General features: G+C 56.8%; 15 protein-coding genes. 12 read left to right on the top strand and 3 right to left on the bottom strand.

Annotation, left to right across the window (positions count from 1 at the left end; genetic code table 11):
• The first annotated feature begins 34 nt into the window (after positions 1-34).
• The 4 genes from AC2FAJ_RS19670 (at position 35) to psiE (ending at position 4,076) form a co-directional block, all read left to right on the top strand.
• Positions 35-673, top strand: coding sequence for a YjbF family lipoprotein (locus tag AC2FAJ_RS19670; protein ID WP_047366840.1), 639 nt, complete (start codon positions 35-37; stop codon positions 671-673).
• Positions 670-1,410: a capsule biosynthesis GfcC family protein gene (locus AC2FAJ_RS19665; RefSeq protein WP_485454431.1), complete on the top strand. Its 741-nt coding sequence runs from the start codon at positions 670-672 to the stop codon at positions 1,408-1,410. The genes AC2FAJ_RS19670 and AC2FAJ_RS19665 overlap by 4 nt, the downstream gene beginning before the upstream one ends.
• A complete protein-coding gene (locus tag AC2FAJ_RS19660; RefSeq protein ID WP_028015126.1) occupies positions 1,407-3,503 on the top strand; it encodes a YjbH domain-containing protein in 2,097 nt (698 codons plus the stop codon). The genes AC2FAJ_RS19665 and AC2FAJ_RS19660 overlap by 4 nt, the downstream gene beginning before the upstream one ends.
• 162 nt (positions 3,504-3,665) lie before the next feature.
• Positions 3,666-4,076 carry a phosphate-starvation-inducible protein PsiE gene (psiE, locus tag AC2FAJ_RS19655; protein ID WP_000202963.1) on the top strand — a complete coding sequence of 137 codons (411 nt, stop codon included), beginning with the start codon at positions 3,666-3,668 and terminating at the stop codon, positions 4,074-4,076.
• A 96-nt stretch (positions 4,077-4,172) separates the two neighbouring features.
• On the opposite strand, the gene malG is transcribed toward psiE, so the two are convergent.
• From malG to malE, 3 genes are all read right to left on the bottom strand, one after another.
• Entirely contained in the window at positions 4,173-5,063 is an 891-nt protein-coding gene (gene malG / locus AC2FAJ_RS19650; RefSeq protein WP_006810496.1) for a maltose ABC transporter permease MalG, read from the bottom strand.
• A 14-nt stretch (positions 5,064-5,077) separates the two neighbouring features.
• Positions 5,078-6,622, bottom strand: a complete 1,545-nt coding sequence (gene malF / locus AC2FAJ_RS19645) for a maltose ABC transporter permease MalF (protein ID WP_136344130.1) — start codon at positions 6,620-6,622, stop codon at positions 5,078-5,080.
• Between the two features lie 120 nt (positions 6,623-6,742).
• On the bottom strand, positions 6,743-7,933 hold the full coding sequence (gene malE / locus AC2FAJ_RS19640; RefSeq protein ID WP_041911569.1) for a maltose/maltodextrin ABC transporter substrate-binding protein MalE: 1,191 nt from the start codon (positions 7,931-7,933) through the stop codon (positions 6,743-6,745).
• Between the two features lie 370 nt (positions 7,934-8,303).
• Here malE and malK point away from each other — a divergent pair, with 370 nt between their 5' ends.
• From malK to AC2FAJ_RS19600, 8 genes are all read left to right on the top strand, one after another.
• Complete coding sequence (malK, locus tag AC2FAJ_RS19635) at positions 8,304-9,413, top strand: maltose/maltodextrin ABC transporter ATP-binding protein MalK (protein ID WP_041911568.1); 1,110 nt, start codon at positions 8,304-8,306, stop codon at positions 9,411-9,413.
• Between the two features lie 71 nt (positions 9,414-9,484).
• The gene (locus AC2FAJ_RS19630) at positions 9,485-10,795 is read left to right on the top strand and encodes a maltoporin (RefSeq protein WP_041911567.1); all 1,311 of its coding nucleotides are present in this window, start codon (positions 9,485-9,487) and stop codon (positions 10,793-10,795) included.
• Positions 10,796-10,909: 114 nt separating this feature from the next.
• Entirely contained in the window at positions 10,910-11,866 is a 957-nt protein-coding gene (gene malM, locus AC2FAJ_RS19625) for a maltose operon protein MalM (protein ID WP_041911566.1), read from the top strand.
• Positions 11,867-12,046: 180 nt separating this feature from the next.
• The gene (ubiC, locus tag AC2FAJ_RS19620) at positions 12,047-12,544 is read left to right on the top strand and encodes a chorismate lyase (protein ID WP_485454430.1); all 498 of its coding nucleotides are present in this window, start codon (positions 12,047-12,049) and stop codon (positions 12,542-12,544) included.
• A gap of 12 nt (positions 12,545-12,556) precedes the next feature.
• Positions 12,557-13,426 (top strand): 4-hydroxybenzoate octaprenyltransferase, encoded by an 870-nt coding sequence (gene ubiA, locus AC2FAJ_RS19615; RefSeq protein ID WP_028015133.1) that lies wholly within the window; start codon positions 12,557-12,559, stop codon positions 13,424-13,426.
• A gap of 200 nt (positions 13,427-13,626) precedes the next feature.
• Complete coding sequence (locus AC2FAJ_RS19610; RefSeq protein ID WP_028015134.1) at positions 13,627-14,598, top strand: TRAP transporter substrate-binding protein; 972 nt, start codon at positions 13,627-13,629, stop codon at positions 14,596-14,598.
• Between the two features lie 12 nt (positions 14,599-14,610).
• A complete protein-coding gene (locus tag AC2FAJ_RS19605; protein ID WP_045260961.1) occupies positions 14,611-15,120 on the top strand; it encodes a TRAP transporter small permease in 510 nt (169 codons plus the stop codon).
• Positions 15,121-15,130: 10 nt separating this feature from the next.
• The gene (locus AC2FAJ_RS19600) at positions 15,131-16,417 is read left to right on the top strand and encodes a TRAP transporter large permease (RefSeq protein WP_045260960.1); all 1,287 of its coding nucleotides are present in this window, start codon (positions 15,131-15,133) and stop codon (positions 16,415-16,417) included.
• Positions 16,418-16,479: the final 62 nt, after the last annotated feature.

Raw genomic sequence — 16,479 nt, 5'->3', positions numbered from 1 at the left:
CGGTGTGGTTATTTCGCCCCTTCGGAGAAGAGTCGTGAAGCGACCTGCAATCATTCTGATTTGCCTGCTGTTGCAGGCGTGCTCAGCCACCACCAAAGGGCTGGGACATTCACTGTGGGAAAGCCTGTTCGGCACGCCGGGCGTTCATCTGACCGATGACGAACTTCAGAACATGCCGTACGCCAGCCAGTACATGCAGCTAAACGATGGCCCGCAGCTGTTTGTGGTGCTCGCTTTCGATGAAAACGGGCAGCAGAAATGGGTGACGCAGGATCAGGCCACCATCGTCACGCAGCATGCCCGAATCGTGAAAACGCTGCTCGGCGGCGACAACTTGCTCGAGGTGAATAATCTCGCCGAAGACCCGCTCATCAAGCCAAATCAGATCGTCGACGGCGCAAGCTGGACGCGCACGATGGGCTGGACCGAGCACAAGCAGGTGCGCTACGCCACGGCCCGCTCCACCTTCCGCTGGGACGGTACGGACAGCGTGAAAGTCGGCAGCGACGAAACGCAGGTTCGCGTGCTGGATGAAGAGGTCACCACCGACCAGGCCACCTGGCATAACCGCTTCTGGATCGACGAGGATGGGCAGATCCGTCAGTCCTTGCAGTATCTCGGTGCCGGTTTCTTCCCGGTGAAAACCACCCTGATCAAGGCGGCGAAATCATGAAAACGCTCATCCACGCTGTGCTTCTCGCCAGCCTTGCCGCGCCGCTGGCGTGGTCTGCAGGAACGGTAAAGGTCTACACGCCGGACAGTGAAAAACCCAAAACCTTAACCAACGCCGAGCATCTGCTCGATCTCGTCGGGCAGCCAAGGCTTGCCAACAGCTGGTGGCCGGGAGCGGTGATCGGCGAGCGTCAGGCGACGGTTAAGGCGGAGCAGGAACACCGTGCCCTGCTGGCCCGCCTGACGAGCCTGGCGGAGCAGGAAGACGGCGACGATGCCGCGGCCATTAACAGCGTTCGCCAGCAGCTTCAGGCGCTGAAAGTGACAGGCCGCCAGAAAGTTAATCTTGATCCAGATGAAGTGCGCGTCACGGAAAAGGGCAACCCCACGCTTGAAGGGGAGTACACCCTCTGGCTTCCGGTGAAGCCGACGACGGTGACCGTGATGGGGCTTATCAGCAGCCCCGGTAAAAAGCCCTTTACGCCCGGCCGCGACGTGGCGAGCTATCTCGACGAACAAAGCCTGCTGAGCGGCGCGGATAACAGCTACGCATGGATTATTTATCCAGACGGGCATACGCAAAAAGCGCCGGTGGCGTACTGGAATAAACGCCATATCGAACCCATGCCGGGCAGCATCATTTTTGTCGGTTTTGCCGACCATTTCTGGACGAAGGCATATGACGGGCTTAACGCCGATATCCTTCACTCCCTGACACAGCGGATACCGGAAGAATGAAAAGAACCTATCTCTACAGCATGCTGGCGCTCTGCGTAAGCGCCGCCTGCCATGCAGAAACGTATCCGGCACCTGTTGGCCCGTCTCAGTCAGACTTCGGCGGCGTCGGTTTACTGCAAACGCCTACCGCGCGCATGGCGCGTGAAGGGGAAATTAGCCTGAACTACCGCGATAACGACCAGTATCGCTACTATTCCGCCTCCGTACAGCTTTTCCCGTGGCTTGAAACCACGCTGCGCTACACCGACGTGCGTACGAAACAGTACAGCAGCGTCGACGCCTTCTCCGGCGATCAGACCTACAAAGATAAAGCCTTCGACGTCAAGCTACGCTTGTGGGAAGAGAGCTACTGGATGCCGCAGGTCTCCGTGGGTGCAAAAGATATTGGCGGGACCGGCCTGTTCGACGCGGAATACATCGTGGCCAGCAAGGCCTGGGGACCGTTTGATTTTTCTCTCGGTCTTGGCTGGGGCTATCTCGGCACCAGCGGCAACGTCAAAAACCCGTTCTGTACCTACAGCGATAAATACTGCTACCGCGATAACAGCTACAAGAAAGCCGGTTCCATCAACGGCGACCAGATGTTCCACGGCCCGGCCTCGCTGTTCGGTGGCGTGGAATACCAGACGCCGTGGCAGCCGCTGCGCCTGAAGCTGGAGTACGAAGGGAACGACTACTCGCAGGACTTCGCCGGGAAGATTGAGCAGAAGAGCAAGTTTAACGTCGGCGCCATTTATCGCGTCACCGACTGGGCCGACGTTAACCTCAGCTACGAGCGCGGCAACACGGTGATGTTTGGCTTCACGCTGCGCACCAACTTCAACGACATGCGGCCGCACTACAACGATAACGCGCGGCCTGCCTACCGGCCGGAGCCGCAGGATGCGATTCTGCAGCACTCCGTGGTGGCAAACCAGCTGACGCTGTTGAAATACAACGCCGGTCTGGCCGATCCGAAAATTCAGGTGAAAGGCGATACGCTGTACGTCACCGGCGAGCAGGTGAAATACCGCGACTCGCGGGAAGGGATCGAACGCGCCAACCGGATCGTGATGAACGATCTCCCGGACGGGATCCGCACGATCCGCGTGACGGAGAATCGCCTGAATCTGCCGCAGGTCACCACCGAAACCGATGTCGCCAGCCTCAAGCGCCATCTTGAAGGCGAACCGCTCGGGCATGAAACCGAGCTGGTGCAAAAACGCGTAGAGCCGATCGTGCCGGAAACCACCGAGCAGGGCTGGTATATCGATAAATCGCGCTTTGATTTCCATATCGATCCGGTACTGAACCAGTCCGTCGGCGGGCCGGAAAACTTCTACATGTATCAGCTGGGTGCGATGGCGACGGCGGATCTGTGGGTCACCGACCACCTGCTGACCACCGGCAGCCTGTTCGGCAACATTGCGAACAACTACGACAAGTTTAACTACACGAACCCGCCGAACGACTCGAAGCTGCCGCGCGTGCGTACCCGCGTGCGTGAATACGTGCAGAACGATGTCTACGTGAATAACCTGCAGGCCAACTACTTCCAGTACTTCGGCAACGGCTTCTACGGCCAGGTTTACGGTGGCTATCTGGAAACCATGTTTGGTGGCGCGGGGGCGGAAGTGTTGTATCGTCCCGTCGACAGCAATTGGGCCTTCGGGATTGATGCCAACTACGTTAAGCAGCGTGACTGGCGCAGCGCGCAGGACATGATGAAGTTCACCGACTACAGCGTCAAAACCGGCCACCTGACCGCCTACTGGACGCCTTCGTTCGCGCAGGACGTGCTGGTGAAAGCCAGCGTCGGCCAGTATCTGGCGGGCGACAAGGGCGGCACGCTGGATATCTCCAAACACTTCGACAGCGGCGTCGTGGTGGGCGGCTACGCCACCATCACCAACGTCTCGCCGGACGAGTACGGGGAAGGGGACTTCACCAAAGGGGTCTACGTGTCGATTCCGCTGGATCTGTTCTCGTCAGGCCCAACCCGCAGCCGTGCGGCAGTAGGCTGGACGCCGCTGACGCGTGACGGTGGTCAGCAGCTTGGGCGTAAGTTCCAGCTGTACGACATGACCAGCGATAAGAACATTAACTTCCGCTGATGCTTCACGCCGGGCGGCACTGCGTTTGCCCGGCCTACGGTTTTTGTAGGCCCGGTAAGCGCAGCGCCAGCGGGCGAATGCGCCAAACATAAACAAAAAATATAGATCCCCGTCACATTTTTGCGTTATACAGGAACCTCGCCCTGGAGAATGAGGTGCTGTATGACATCCCTGACTCGCCCGCGCGTTGAGTTCATCTCAACGATACTCCAGACCGTGCTGAACCTCGGTCTGCTGAGCCTTGGCCTGATCCTGGTCGTCTTTCTCGGCAAAGAGACGGTGCATCTGGCGGATGTGCTATTTGCCCCTGAGCAAACCAGCAAATATGCGCTGGTGGAAGGCCTGGTGGTCTACTTTCTCTACTTTGAATTTATCGCCCTGATTGTGAAGTACTTCCAGTCCGGCTTTCACTTCCCGCTACGCTATTTTGTTTACATTGGCATCACCGCCATTGTGCGGCTGATCATCGTCGATCATAAATCCCCGCTCGACGTGCTGATCTACTCGGCGGCGATCCTGCTGCTGGTGATCACCCTCTGGCTGTGTAACTCGAAGCGGCTGAAACGGGAATAAAAAAATGGCGGCCCGGAGGCCGCCTAACAACAGTCACAAGTTGGGTCAATACAATACGTCTAAAGTTGAGGGTTGCAGTGGCATAACAAATGAAACTTAACCTTTCACGCCGCCCGCCGTCAGGCCATTCACCAGCCAGCGCTGGGCCAGCAGGAACACCACGGTAATCGGGATGGCGGACAGTACGGCCGCCGCGGCAAAATCGCCCCACAGGTAGTTTTGCGGGTTGAGGTATTGCTGCATACCTACGGCCAGGGTGTAGCTGTTCACATCGCGCAGTAACAGTGAGGCGACCGGTACTTCGGTGATCGCCGCGATAAACGACAGGATAAACACCACCGCCAGAATCGGCACGGACAGCGGCAGCAGCACCAGACGGAACGCCTGCCACGGGGTAGCACCATCCAGCGACGCCGCCTCTTCCAGCGAGCCGTCGATGGTTTCGAAATAGCCTTTAATGGTCCACACATGCAGGGCAATACCGCCGAGATAGGCAAAGATCACGCCGCCGTGGGTATTCAGACCGATAAACGGCACGTACTGGCCCAGACGGTCAAACAGGGCGTACAGCGCCACCAGCGACAGCACCGCCGGGAACATCTGAAAAATCAGCATGCCTTTCAGCAGCGTTGCTTTGCCCGGGAAACGCATGCGGGCGAAGGCATAAGCACAGGTGGTGGAGAGCGTCACGATGCCGATCGCGGTGATGGTTGCTACCTTCACCGAGTTCCACAGCCACAGCAGCACCGGGAACGGCGGCGGGGTGACGCGGCCATCGGCGTGCTCCACGCTGAAGCCCAGCGCGAGCTTCCAGTGCTCCCAGGAGATTTCATCCGGGATCAGGCTCCCGGTCGCAAAGTTACCCGAGCGCAGGGAGATGGCGATAACCATCAGCAGCGGGAACATGATGGCCGCGATGAAAATCAGCAGGCCTAAGTGCGTCGCGAGGAGGCGCAGCTTCTGAGATTTGGGTTGTACCATTGCCATGTTCAGTGCCCTCCTTAATCAAATTTCATACGTGTGGCTTTCAGGTTCACAATCGCCAGTGCGCCAACCAGCAGGAAGATCAGGGTGGCAATCGCCGCCGCCAGACCAAAGTCCTGGCCGCCGCCGCCTTCAAAGGCGATACGGTAGGTGTAGCTCACGAGCAGGTCGGTATAGCCTGCCGGCGTGGTGGTGCCGAGACGGTCCGGGCCGCCGTTGGTCAACAGCTGAATCAGCACGAAGTTGTTAAAGTTAAAGGCGAAGCTGGCAATCATCAGCGGCGTCAGCGGCTTAATAAGCAGCGGCAGCGTAATTTTAAAGAAGTTCTGGAACGGACCCGCGCCGTCCATCGCCGAGGCTTCATACAGATCGTCCGGAATCGCCTTCAGCAGCCCCATGCACAGGATCATCATGTACGGATAGCCCAGCCAGGTGTTGACGATGATAATCATCGAGCGGGCGGTGGTCGGGTCGCTGAACCATGCCGGTTTGATACCGAACAGCGCGCTCAGCATCATGTTGATTTCACCGAAGCTCTGGTTAAACAGCCCTTTGAAAATCAGAATCGAGATAAACGACGGTACGGCGTAAGGCAGAATCAGCAGCACGCGGTAAATCGCTTTGCCTTTCAGGGACTCCCACTGCACGAGGCAGGCCAGTACCATGCCTACGGCAACGGTCAGGATCACCGTCAGCACCGAGAAGACCACCGTCCAGACGAAGATGGCGAAGAACGGTTTCTGGATACCTTCGTCGGTAAACACGCGGGTAAAGTTGTCCCAGCCGATGGTGACGGTATAGCCAGGGCTGAGCTTGTCATCACCCCATTTGCCATCGGCATTTACAGACTGATAAAAACCAATGTCGTTATTCGGACGGTACTTCACGCCGCTCTGGTTGTTGGTCAGCGTGCCGTCGTCCGCCAGGGTATATAGCGGCTGCGTGCCGGAGAACTGGCGCAGCGAGCTCATGGTCACTTTGCTGTCATCGGGCAGCACGGCGGTGAGCTGGGTCAGCGCCTGGCGATTCTGGGTAATGATACGCAGGTTCGCACGTTCACCCTCCGGCAGGGCCGCGGCCTCTTTTAAGACCAGCTTCTGCTCGCCGCCAAATTTGAACGCGTCGGAAAGATAGTTTTTGCCGCTCTCACCGTCAGTGAGCGCTAACTTCCACTCGTCACCTGCAGGATACAGGCCGAAGTTGAAGGTTTTACCCGCCTGATAAGAGCGATCCAGAAGCACCTGAGTGGCGCGCTCCTGCGCGAGCTGGTTGGTGCTGCTGTAGTTGGTGAACGCAATGGCGATGGTGCAGATCAGCGGGAACAGGACAAACAGCCCCATCCCGGCCACGCCCGGGTAGACATAGCGCCAGGCATAGGCTTTACGGTTGGCGAAAATATACAGGCCAGCAGAGCTTAAGATCAGCGTCATGATGGCGAACAGATATTCCCCTTGTACGTACATTAAAACAACAAGGTAACCCACCAGCAGACACAGCAGACCGATCGCTGACCACTTCAGCGCGTCGCTTTGCCACCAGTGCTTCTTTTTAATGACATCCATGGGGTTCTTCCTCTACAACGGTGGAAACTTTTCGTCAGGTGGCGCTGCGCTTACCTGACCTACGGATCGTGCCGTAGTCGTAGGGCGGGTAAGCGCACGCGCCACCCGCCGTCTTTCTTCTTACTTAGTAATACGACCCTGAGCATCCTTCAGCGCGGCATCGACAGTCTGGCGACCGCTTGCAGCGTTGATGACGGCGGTACGGGTGGCGTACCAGAACGCGGCCATCTGTGGGATGTTCGGCATGATTTCGCCTTTCTGAGCGTTATCCATGGTTGCCGCGATGCGTGGATCTTTTGCCAGCTGATCCTGGAAGGATTTCAGCGCCACGGCGCCCAGCGGTTTGTCCTTGTTCACTTCACCCAGACCCTGATCGGTCAGCAGGTAGTTTTCCAGGAACTCTTTCGCCAGCTCTTTGTTCGGGCTGGCGGCGTTGATGCCCGCGCTCAGCACGCCCACGAACGGTTTAGACGGCTTGCCGTTGAAGGTTGGCAGCAGGGTCACGCCGTAGTTGATTTTGCTCTTGTCGATATTGGCCCAGGCCCACGGACCGTTGATGGTCATCGCGGTTTCGCCTTTGTTGAACGCCGCTTCCGCGATGGAGTAGTCGGTATCCGCGTTCATGTGTTTGTTCTTAATCAGGTCAACCAGGAAGGTCAGGCCTTTTTTCGCGCCCGCGTTGTCCACGCCCACGTCTTTCACGTCATATTTGCCGTTTTCAAACTTGAACGCGTAGCCGCCGTCGGCAGCAATCAGCGGCCAGGTGAAGTACGGCTCTTGCAGGTTGAACATCAGGGCGGATTTACCTTTCGCCTTCAGCTCTTTATCCAGTTTCGGGATCTCTTCCCAGGTTTTTGGTGGGTTTGGCACCAGGTCTTTGTTGTAAATCAGTGACAGGGCTTCAACCGCGATTGGGTAGGCGATCAGCTTGCCGTTATAGCGAACGGCGTCCCAGGTGAACGGGAACAGTTTGTCCTGGAAAGCTTTGTCTGGCGTGACTTCAGCCAGCAGGCCAGACTGCGCGTAACCGCCGAAACGGTCGTGTGCCCAGAAGATGATGTCAGGGCCGTCGCCGGTTGCTGCAACCTGTGGGAATTTCTCTTCCAGTTTGTCCGGGTGCTCTACGGTGACTTTGATACCGGTGTCTTTCTCGAATTTTTTGCCCACTTCGGCCAGGCCGTTATAGCCCTTGTCGCCGTTAATCCAGATAACCAGCTTGCCTTCTTCAATTTTGGCGAGCGCTGGGGCGGAAACCATCATTGCTGCAAGGGCGGACAATGCGAAAACGCGTGCGCCAGTCTTGATATTCATATCTGCCATCCTTTTTGGTGATGTGCTCGTGGATACATAAGGTGGTTCAACGTGACTCAGTCTCCTTATTTGACATCCTCTTTCCATCCTCCCAACCCCTACGCCCCACCCCCCGTTTGTGTGATCTCCGTTGCATAAATTTAAGTTATGAGTGCTGGCGCACATAAAAACCCACCGAATTTTGCAGGCGGCTTCACGAATTTCGCCTCAGCCCCCCGGCTGCGGTCGCAGAGCCTGTTCTCTCATCCTCCCGCCTCCTCCCCCATAAAAAAGGCGGGGGGTGGAGGATTCACGAAAGTAATGGATACCCCATAGTGAACTTATCTTGAATGTTTCTGTCGGTGACAGGTTGTAACGAAGGGAGAAGGGCATGGCGAGCGTACAGCTGCGTAATGTAACGAAAGCCTGGGGCGACGTAGTGGTGTCGAAAGACATCAATCTGGACATCACTGAAGGCGAGTTTGTGGTGTTTGTCGGCCCATCAGGCTGTGGTAAATCAACTCTGCTGCGTATGATTGCCGGTCTTGAAACTATCACCAGCGGCGACCTGTTGATCGGTGATACCCGAATGAATGACGTCCCGCCAGCCGAACGCGGCGTAGGCATGGTGTTCCAGTCTTATGCGCTTTATCCCCATCTTTCCGTTGCCGAGAACATGTCCTTTGGCCTGAAGCTGGCCGGGGCGAAAAAAGAGGTCATTAACCAGCGCGTCACGCAGGTGGCTGAAGTGTTGCAGCTGGCGCACCTGCTGGAGCGTAAACCGAAAGCGCTTTCCGGCGGTCAGCGTCAGCGTGTGGCGATTGGCCGTACGCTGGTGGCCGAGCCGCGCGTGTTCCTGCTTGATGAACCTCTCTCTAACCTGGATGCCGCCCTGCGCGTCCAGATGCGTATTGAAATCTCCCGTCTGCATAAGCGCCTTGGCCGCACGATGATTTACGTCACCCACGATCAGGTCGAAGCGATGACCCTCGCCGACAAAATCGTGGTGCTGGACGCCGGTCGCGTGGCGCAGGTGGGCAAACCGCTGAAGCTGTATCACTACCCGGCAGACCGCTTTGTTGCGGGCTTCATTGGCTCGCCAAAGATGAACTTCCTGCCCGTCAAAGTGACGGCGACAGCCATTGAACAGGTACAGGTGGAGCTGCCAAACCGCCAGCAGGTCTGGCTGCCGGTCGACAGCGCCAACGTACAGGTTGGGGCAAATATGTCCCTCGGTATCCGTCCTGAGCATCTACTGCCAAGCCACATTGCGGATGTGACGCTGGAAGGTGAAGTTCAGGTCGTCGAACAGCTTGGTCACGAAACACAGATTCATATCCAGATCCCCGCCATCCGTCAGAACCTGGTCTACCGCCAGAATGACGTGGTGTTGGTAGAAGAGGGTGCCACATTCGCTATCGGCTTGCCGCCAGAGCGTTGCCATCTGTTCCGTGAGGATGGCACCGCATGTCGTCGGCTGCACAAAGAGCCAGGCGTTTAAGCAATCCCAAAAGAAGACACGAAACCGACAGGTGAAGTGTTCAAAGAAAAGCAATGATCTCAGGAGATAGAATGATGATTACTCTGCGCAAACAAGTCCCTCTGGCAATCGCCGTTGCGGCAGGCATCCTGTCTGCCCAGGCAGGCGCCGTGGACTTTAAAGGTTATGCTCGTTCCGGCATTGGCTGGACCGGGAGTGGCGGTGAACAACAATGTTTCCAGGCAACAGGTGCACAAAGTAAATACCGTCTCGGTAACGAATGTGAAACCTATGCCGAGCTGAAACTTGGCCAGGAAGTGTGGAAAGAAGGCGATAAGAGCTTCTATTTCGACACTAACGTAGCGTATTCCGTTTCTCAGCAGAACGACTGGGAATCCACCAGCCCGGCCTTCCGTGAAGCTAACGTGCAGGGTAAAAACCTGATTGAATGGCTGCCAGGCTCCACCATCTGGGCCGGTAAGCGCTTCTATCAACGTCATGACGTCCACATGATCGACTTCTACTACTGGGATATCTCTGGTCCTGGTGCGGGTATCGAAAACATCGATCTGGGCTTCGGCAAACTGTCTCTGGCTGCAACCCGTTCTTCTGAATCCGGCGGTTCTGCAACCTTCGCCGATCGTGATGCGAACGGCGACCGTATTTACGACAACGTCGTGCCAAACGATGTCTTCGATGTCCGTTTAGCGGGTCTGGAAACCAACCCAGGCGGTACGCTGGAGCTGGGTGTTGATTACGGTCACACCAACATTCCTGATGACTACTACCTGCAGCCTGGCGCCTCTAAAGATGGCTGGCTGTTCACTGCTGAACATACCCAGAGCATGTTGAAAGGCTTCAACAAGTTTGTACTGCAGTACGGTACGGACTCCATGACCTCTAACGGCAAAGGTATTCCGCAGGGCGGTAGCATTGATAACGACGGTTCTATGTGGCGCGTGCTGGACCACGGTGCAATCACCCTGGCAGACCGTTGGGACCTGATGTATGTCGGTATGTACCAGAACATCGATCGTGACAACAACAACGGTACCGAGTGGTGGACCGTGGGCGTTCGTCCAATGTTCAAATGGACGCCGATCATGAGTACCTTACTGGAAGTCGGCTACGACAACGTCAAATCTCAGAAAACTGACGAGAAAAACAGCCAATACAAAATCACCCTGGCGCAACAGTGGCAGGCTGGCGACAGCATCTGGTCTCGTCCGGCTATCCGTGTCTTCGCAACCTACGCGAAGTGGGATGAAAAATGGGGCTACGCAAATAACGGCGACACTGGCTACACCTCTGGCGTGGCTTACAGTGACACCTCTGCGAAGACCTTCAGCCGCGGCGACAACGATGAGTGGACCTTCGGTGCCCAGATGGAAATCTGGTGGTAATTCGCAAGACCTGACGTAATGACCTAAAAAGAGGGGCGCAAGCCCCTCTCTCCTTAGGGTGCTGCGCGCTATTGCCTGGCCACCGCAGTGCTCACGCTATCAGAGGTAATAACAATGAAAATGAAGAAAAGTCTCGTCGCGCTGTGCCTCTCTGCGGGGCTGCTGGCCTGTGCTCCGGCCGTCACCTTTGCAGACGTCAATTTCGTTCCGCAAAATACCAGTGCTGCGCCAGCGATTCCGGCGGCGGCACTCCAGCAACTGGTGTGGACGCCAGTTGATCAATCAAAAGTACAAACCACTCAGCTTTCTGCCGGTGGTCAATCCCTGAACGTGCCTGGTATCAGCGGTCCGGTTGCGGCTTTTAGCGTGCCCGCCAATATTGGCGAACTGACCCTGACGCTGACCAGCGAAGTGAACAAGCAAACCAGCGTATTCGCGCCTAACGTGCTGATCCTCGATCAAAACATGACGCCATCAGCCTACTTCCCGAGCGACTATTTTAGCTATCAGGAACCGGGTGTAATGAGCGCTGACCGACTGGAAGGCGTGATGCGCCTGACGCCAGCGCTGGGACAGCAGAAGATTTACGTCCTGGTATTCACGACAGAAAAAGATTTGCAGCAGACAACCAAGCTGGTTGACCCGGCGAAAGCCTACGCAAAAGGTACCGGCAACTCTGTTCCTGATATCCCTGATCCGCTTGCCCGTCATACCACGGATGGCCTGGTCAAACTGAAAGTCTCTACCAACAGTGCTTCAAGCGTACTCGTCGGCCCTCTGTTCGGCTCATCCGGCCCGGGACCTGTGACGGTAGGAAACACCGCAGCACCAGTCTATGCCGCACCTGCTGCTGCCACGGCAGCCGCACCGGTCGCCGCAGCAGCGCCAGCCCCGGCGAAGAAAGCCGAGCCCGTACTGAACGACACCGAAGAGTACTTCAACAACGCCATTAAGCAGGCGGTGAAGCGCGGCGATGTCGATAAAGCGCTGAAACTGCTTGATGAAGCCGAACGTTTAGGTTCAACCACTGCCCGTTCCACCTTTATCAGCAGTGTAAAAGGCAAGGGGTAACTGTTCCCCACAGTGCTGATTTGTTAGTAGTTTAGTGCGCCTGAGTGGGCGCACTTTTTTTCGTATTCGCCAGGCTGTTGCGCCCATGTTGCGATAGTGATCGTTAAATAACGTTTGGCCCCCCCTCATTGCCCGTTTCTGCGATACAATGCCATTACGTTATGTATCGGAGAGTCTGGCATGTCACACCCCGCGCTAACGCAACTGCGTGCGCTGCGCTATTTCGACCAAATACCTGCGCTTGATCCGCAGCAGCTGGAATGGTTGCTGCTGGAAGATTCCATGACAAAACGTTTTGAGCAACAGGGTAAAACGGTCACGGTAACCCTGATACAGGAAGGGTTTGTCTCCGGCGATGAGATCGCCAGCGAGCTGCCGCTGTTGCCGCAAGAGGAGCGCTACTGGCTGCGTGAAATTTTACTCTGTGCCGATGGCGAACCCTGGCTTGCCGGGCGGACGGTGGTGCCCGAATCTACCCTATCCGGGCCTGAGCTGGCGCTGCAGCGGCTGGGGAAAACGCCGCTGGGACGTTATCTTTTCACCTCATCTGAGCTGACCAGGGATTTCATTGAAATTGGGCGTGATGCCGAACTGTGGGGGCGCCGTTCCCGCCTTCGCCTGAGCGGTAAGCCGTTAATCCTGACGGAGCTATTTTTACCGGCATCACCGTTGTACTAAGAGGAAGAAAAAATGGAGTGGACCCTGACGCAGAATAAGCTGTTGGCGTATCACCGCTTAATGCGTACCGATAAACCCATTGGCGCGTTGCTGCTGCTGTGGCCGACCTTATGGGCGCTGTGGGTGGCCACGCCGGGCATGCCGCCGCTGTGGATCCTGGGCGTATTCGTTGCCGGCGTCTGGCTGATGCGCGCGGCGGGCTGCGTGGTGAATGACTATGCCGATCGTAAATTCGACGGCCACGTAAAGCGCACTGCCAACCGCCCGCTACCCAGCGGCCAGGTGACCGGGAAAGAAGCGCGCGTACTGTTCATCGTTTTGGTGCTGCTCTCTTTCCTGCTGGTATTAACCCTGAACACCATGACGATTCTGCTGTCCGTCGCGGCGCTTGCTCTGGCCTGGGTTTATCCCTTTATGAAGCGCTACACCCATCTGCCTCAGGTGGTGCTGGGGGCGGCGTTTGGCTGGTCGATTCCGATGGCGTTTGCGGCAGTTAGTGAGTCCTTACCGCTTAGCTGCTGGCTGATGTTCCTGGCGAACATCCTCTGGGCCGTAGCGTATGACACGCAATATGCGATGGTTGACCGCGACGATGACCTGAAAATTGGCATTAAATCCACCGCCATTCTCTTTGGACGCCAGGACAAACTTATCATTGGCATTCTGCAGGTTGCGGTACTGGCGCTGATGGTCGCGATTGCGCGCCTGAACGGACTGAACTGGGAATTTTACTGGTCGATACTGGTAGCAGGGCTGCTGTTTGCCTACCAGCAGAAGCTGATTGCAAAACGCGAACGTGAAGCCTGCTTTAAAGCGTTTATGAACAATAACTATGTCGGTCTGGTGCTGTTTTTAGGCCTGGTCATGAGCTATTTTTCCTGATTGACGCGCGGTCATGCCCCGCCGGGTATGGCCGCATCGTTACCCGGCATTACCGCCCTCACAAATTTAAACCATCGTTTCATAAATTCGCGCTTTTGTGAGGCGCTTCACCTACGCTTCTCCCGGGCTAGTCTATTTTCTAAGCGTAAAAAAATAAAACACTGTTTTAACGCTGACATCGCTACCCTGGAGCTGACTCAATGAATACGACCCTCAAGCCGTTACTGGCCGCGCTGTGCCTGTCTGCTTTTGCCTGCACCGTTTCTGCCCAAACCATCAAAGCCGCCGATGTGCATCCTGAAGGCTACCCGAACGTGGTCGCGGTACAGCACATGGGTGAAAAACTCAAACAACAAACCGACGGCAAGCTGGAGATTAAGGTCTTCCCCGGCGGCGTGCTGGGGGATGAAAAGCAGATGATTGAGCAGGCGCAGATGGGGGCGATTGACATGATCCGCGTCTCCATGGCGCCGGTTGCCGCCATCCTGCCGGATATCGAAGTCTTCACCCTGCCGTACGTTTTCCGCGATGAGGATCATATGCATAAAGTGATCGACGGGGATATCGGCAAGCAGATCGGCGACAAGCTGACCGCGAACCCGAAATCCCGCCTGGTGTTCCTCGGCTGGATGGATTCCGGCACCCGCAACCTGATCACCAAAGAGCCGATCGTCAAACCTGAAGATCTGAAAGGGAAGAAAATCCGCGTGCAGGGCAGCCCGGTGGCACTCGCCACGCTGAAGGACATGGGGGCGAACTCGGTGGCGATGGGCGTAAGCGAGGTATACAGCGGCATGCAGACCGGCGTGATCGACGGCGCGGAGAATAACCCGCCCACCTTTATCGCCCACAACTACATGCCAGTTGCTAAAAACTACACCCTCAGCGGCCACTTTATCACTCCGGAAATGCTGCTCTATTCAAAAGTGAAATGGGACAAGCTGAGCGCTGATGAACAGCAAAAAATCCTGACCCTGGCCCGTGAAGCGCAGTTCGAACAGCGCAAGCTGTGGAATGCGTATAACGACCAGGCGCTGGCGAAAATGAAGGCGGGCGGCGTGCAGTTCCACGATATCGATAAGACGGTATTCATCAAGGCCACAGAGCCGGTGCGCGCCCAGTATGGCGACAAGCATCAGGATCTGATGAAAGCCATCGCTGACGTCCAGTAATACGGAGCACGTATGTCCGAACTCTACCTGAAGTGGATGGACCGTCTGTACCTGCTCGCCATGGCGGTGGCGGGTGTCTCGCTGCTGGTGATGACGATTGTCATCCCCATCGGCATCTTTTCACGCTACGTGCTCAACCGCGGCGAATCCTGGCCGGAGCCCGTCGCCATTATCTGCATGGTGACGTTCACCTTCATCGGCGCGGCGGTGAGCTACCGCGCCGGGTCGCACATTGCGGTCAATATGCTCACCGACCGTCTGCCCGCGTCGCTGCAAAAGCTGTGTGTACGTGTGGTTGATCTGCTGATGCTGCTGATTTCCGGTCTGATGTGCTGGTACAGCTACTGGCTGTGCGTCGAGCTGTGGGAGCAGCCGGTGGCGGAGTTCCCGATCCTGACTTCCGGCGAAAGCTACCTGCCGCTGCCGATCGGGTCGGCGATTTTGATTCTGTTCGTGCTTGAACGCCTGCTGTTTGGCGCGCAGGAAAACCGTCCGGTCGTGCTGATCGGCAATCACAGTTAAGGGGTGAACAATGGATGCTTTTGTTTTGTTATTCACCCTCGCCATTTTGCTGGCGCTGGGGATGCCGGTGGCCTTCGCCGTGGGGCTGAGCGCCGTGGCAGGTGCGCTGTGGATTGATTTACCGCTGGAGGCGCTGATGATCCAGATCACCAGTGGGGTGAACAAATTTACCCTGCTGGCGATCCCGTTCTTCATCCTTGCCGGAGCGATTATGGCGGAAGGGGGCATTGCCCGACGGCTGGTTAACTTCGCCTATGTGTTTGTCGGCTTTATCCGCGGCGGGCTGTCGCTGGTGAACATCGTCGCCTCGACGTTCTTCGGCGCGATTTCTGGCTCGTCGGTGGCGGATACAGCGTCCATCGGCAGCGTGATGATCCCGGAGATGGAGAAGAAGGGCTATCCGCGCGAATACGCGGCGGCGGTCACGGCGAGCGGGTCGGTGCAGGCGATTCTGATCCCGCCCAGCCACAACTCGGTGATTTATTCCCTGGCGGCGGGGGGAACGGTCTCCATCGCCACGCTGTTTATCGCGGGCGTTTTGCCGGGCCTGCTGCTGGGCGTGAGCCTGATGGTGCTCTGCCTGTGCTTCGCCCGCAAACGCGGCTACCCGAAGGGGGATAAAATCCCGTTCAGACAGGCGCTGAAAATCATGCTCGATGCCCTGTGGGGGCTGATGACGGTGGTGATTATCCTCGGCGGGATCTTGTCCGGGATTTTTACCGCCACCGAATCTGCCGCCGTGGCCTGCCTGTGGGCGTTTTTCGTCACCATGTTTATCTACCGCGACTACAAATGGAGCGAACTGCCGAAGCTGATGTGCCGCACGGTGAAAACCGTCACCATCGTGATGATTTTAATCGGCTTTGCCGCGGCGTTTGGCGCGGTGATGACTTACATGCAGCTGCCGATGCGCATCACCGAGTTCTTCACGTCGCTCTCTGATAATAAGTACGTGATCCTGATGTATCTCAACATCATGCTGCTGCTGATCGGCACGCTGATGGACATGGCGCCGATCATCCTGATCCTGACGCCGGTGCTGCTGCCGGTGACCAACGCGCTGGGGATCGACCCGGTGCACTTCGGGATGATCATGATGGTTAACCTGGGGATCGGGCTGATCACCCCGCCGGTCGGATCGGTGCTGTTTGTGGCGAGCGCGGTGAGTAAGCAGAAGATTGAAACCGTGGTGCGGGCGATGCTGCCATTTTACGGCATCCTGCTGGTAGTGCTGGGAATGGTGACGTATATCCCGGCGATATCATTGTGGCTGCCGAGGATGTTAGGGATGCAGTAACGCCGTTTTTTGCCGGGTGGCGGCTGCGCCTTACCCGGCCTACGGTTCAGAGTTGTTATCGG

The sequence above is a fragment of the Enterobacter cloacae complex sp. 385G4 genome (assembly GCF_057320665.1).
The sequence above is the reverse complement of the archived record's forward strand: the minus strand, read 5'-3'. Positions and strand labels throughout refer to the sequence as shown.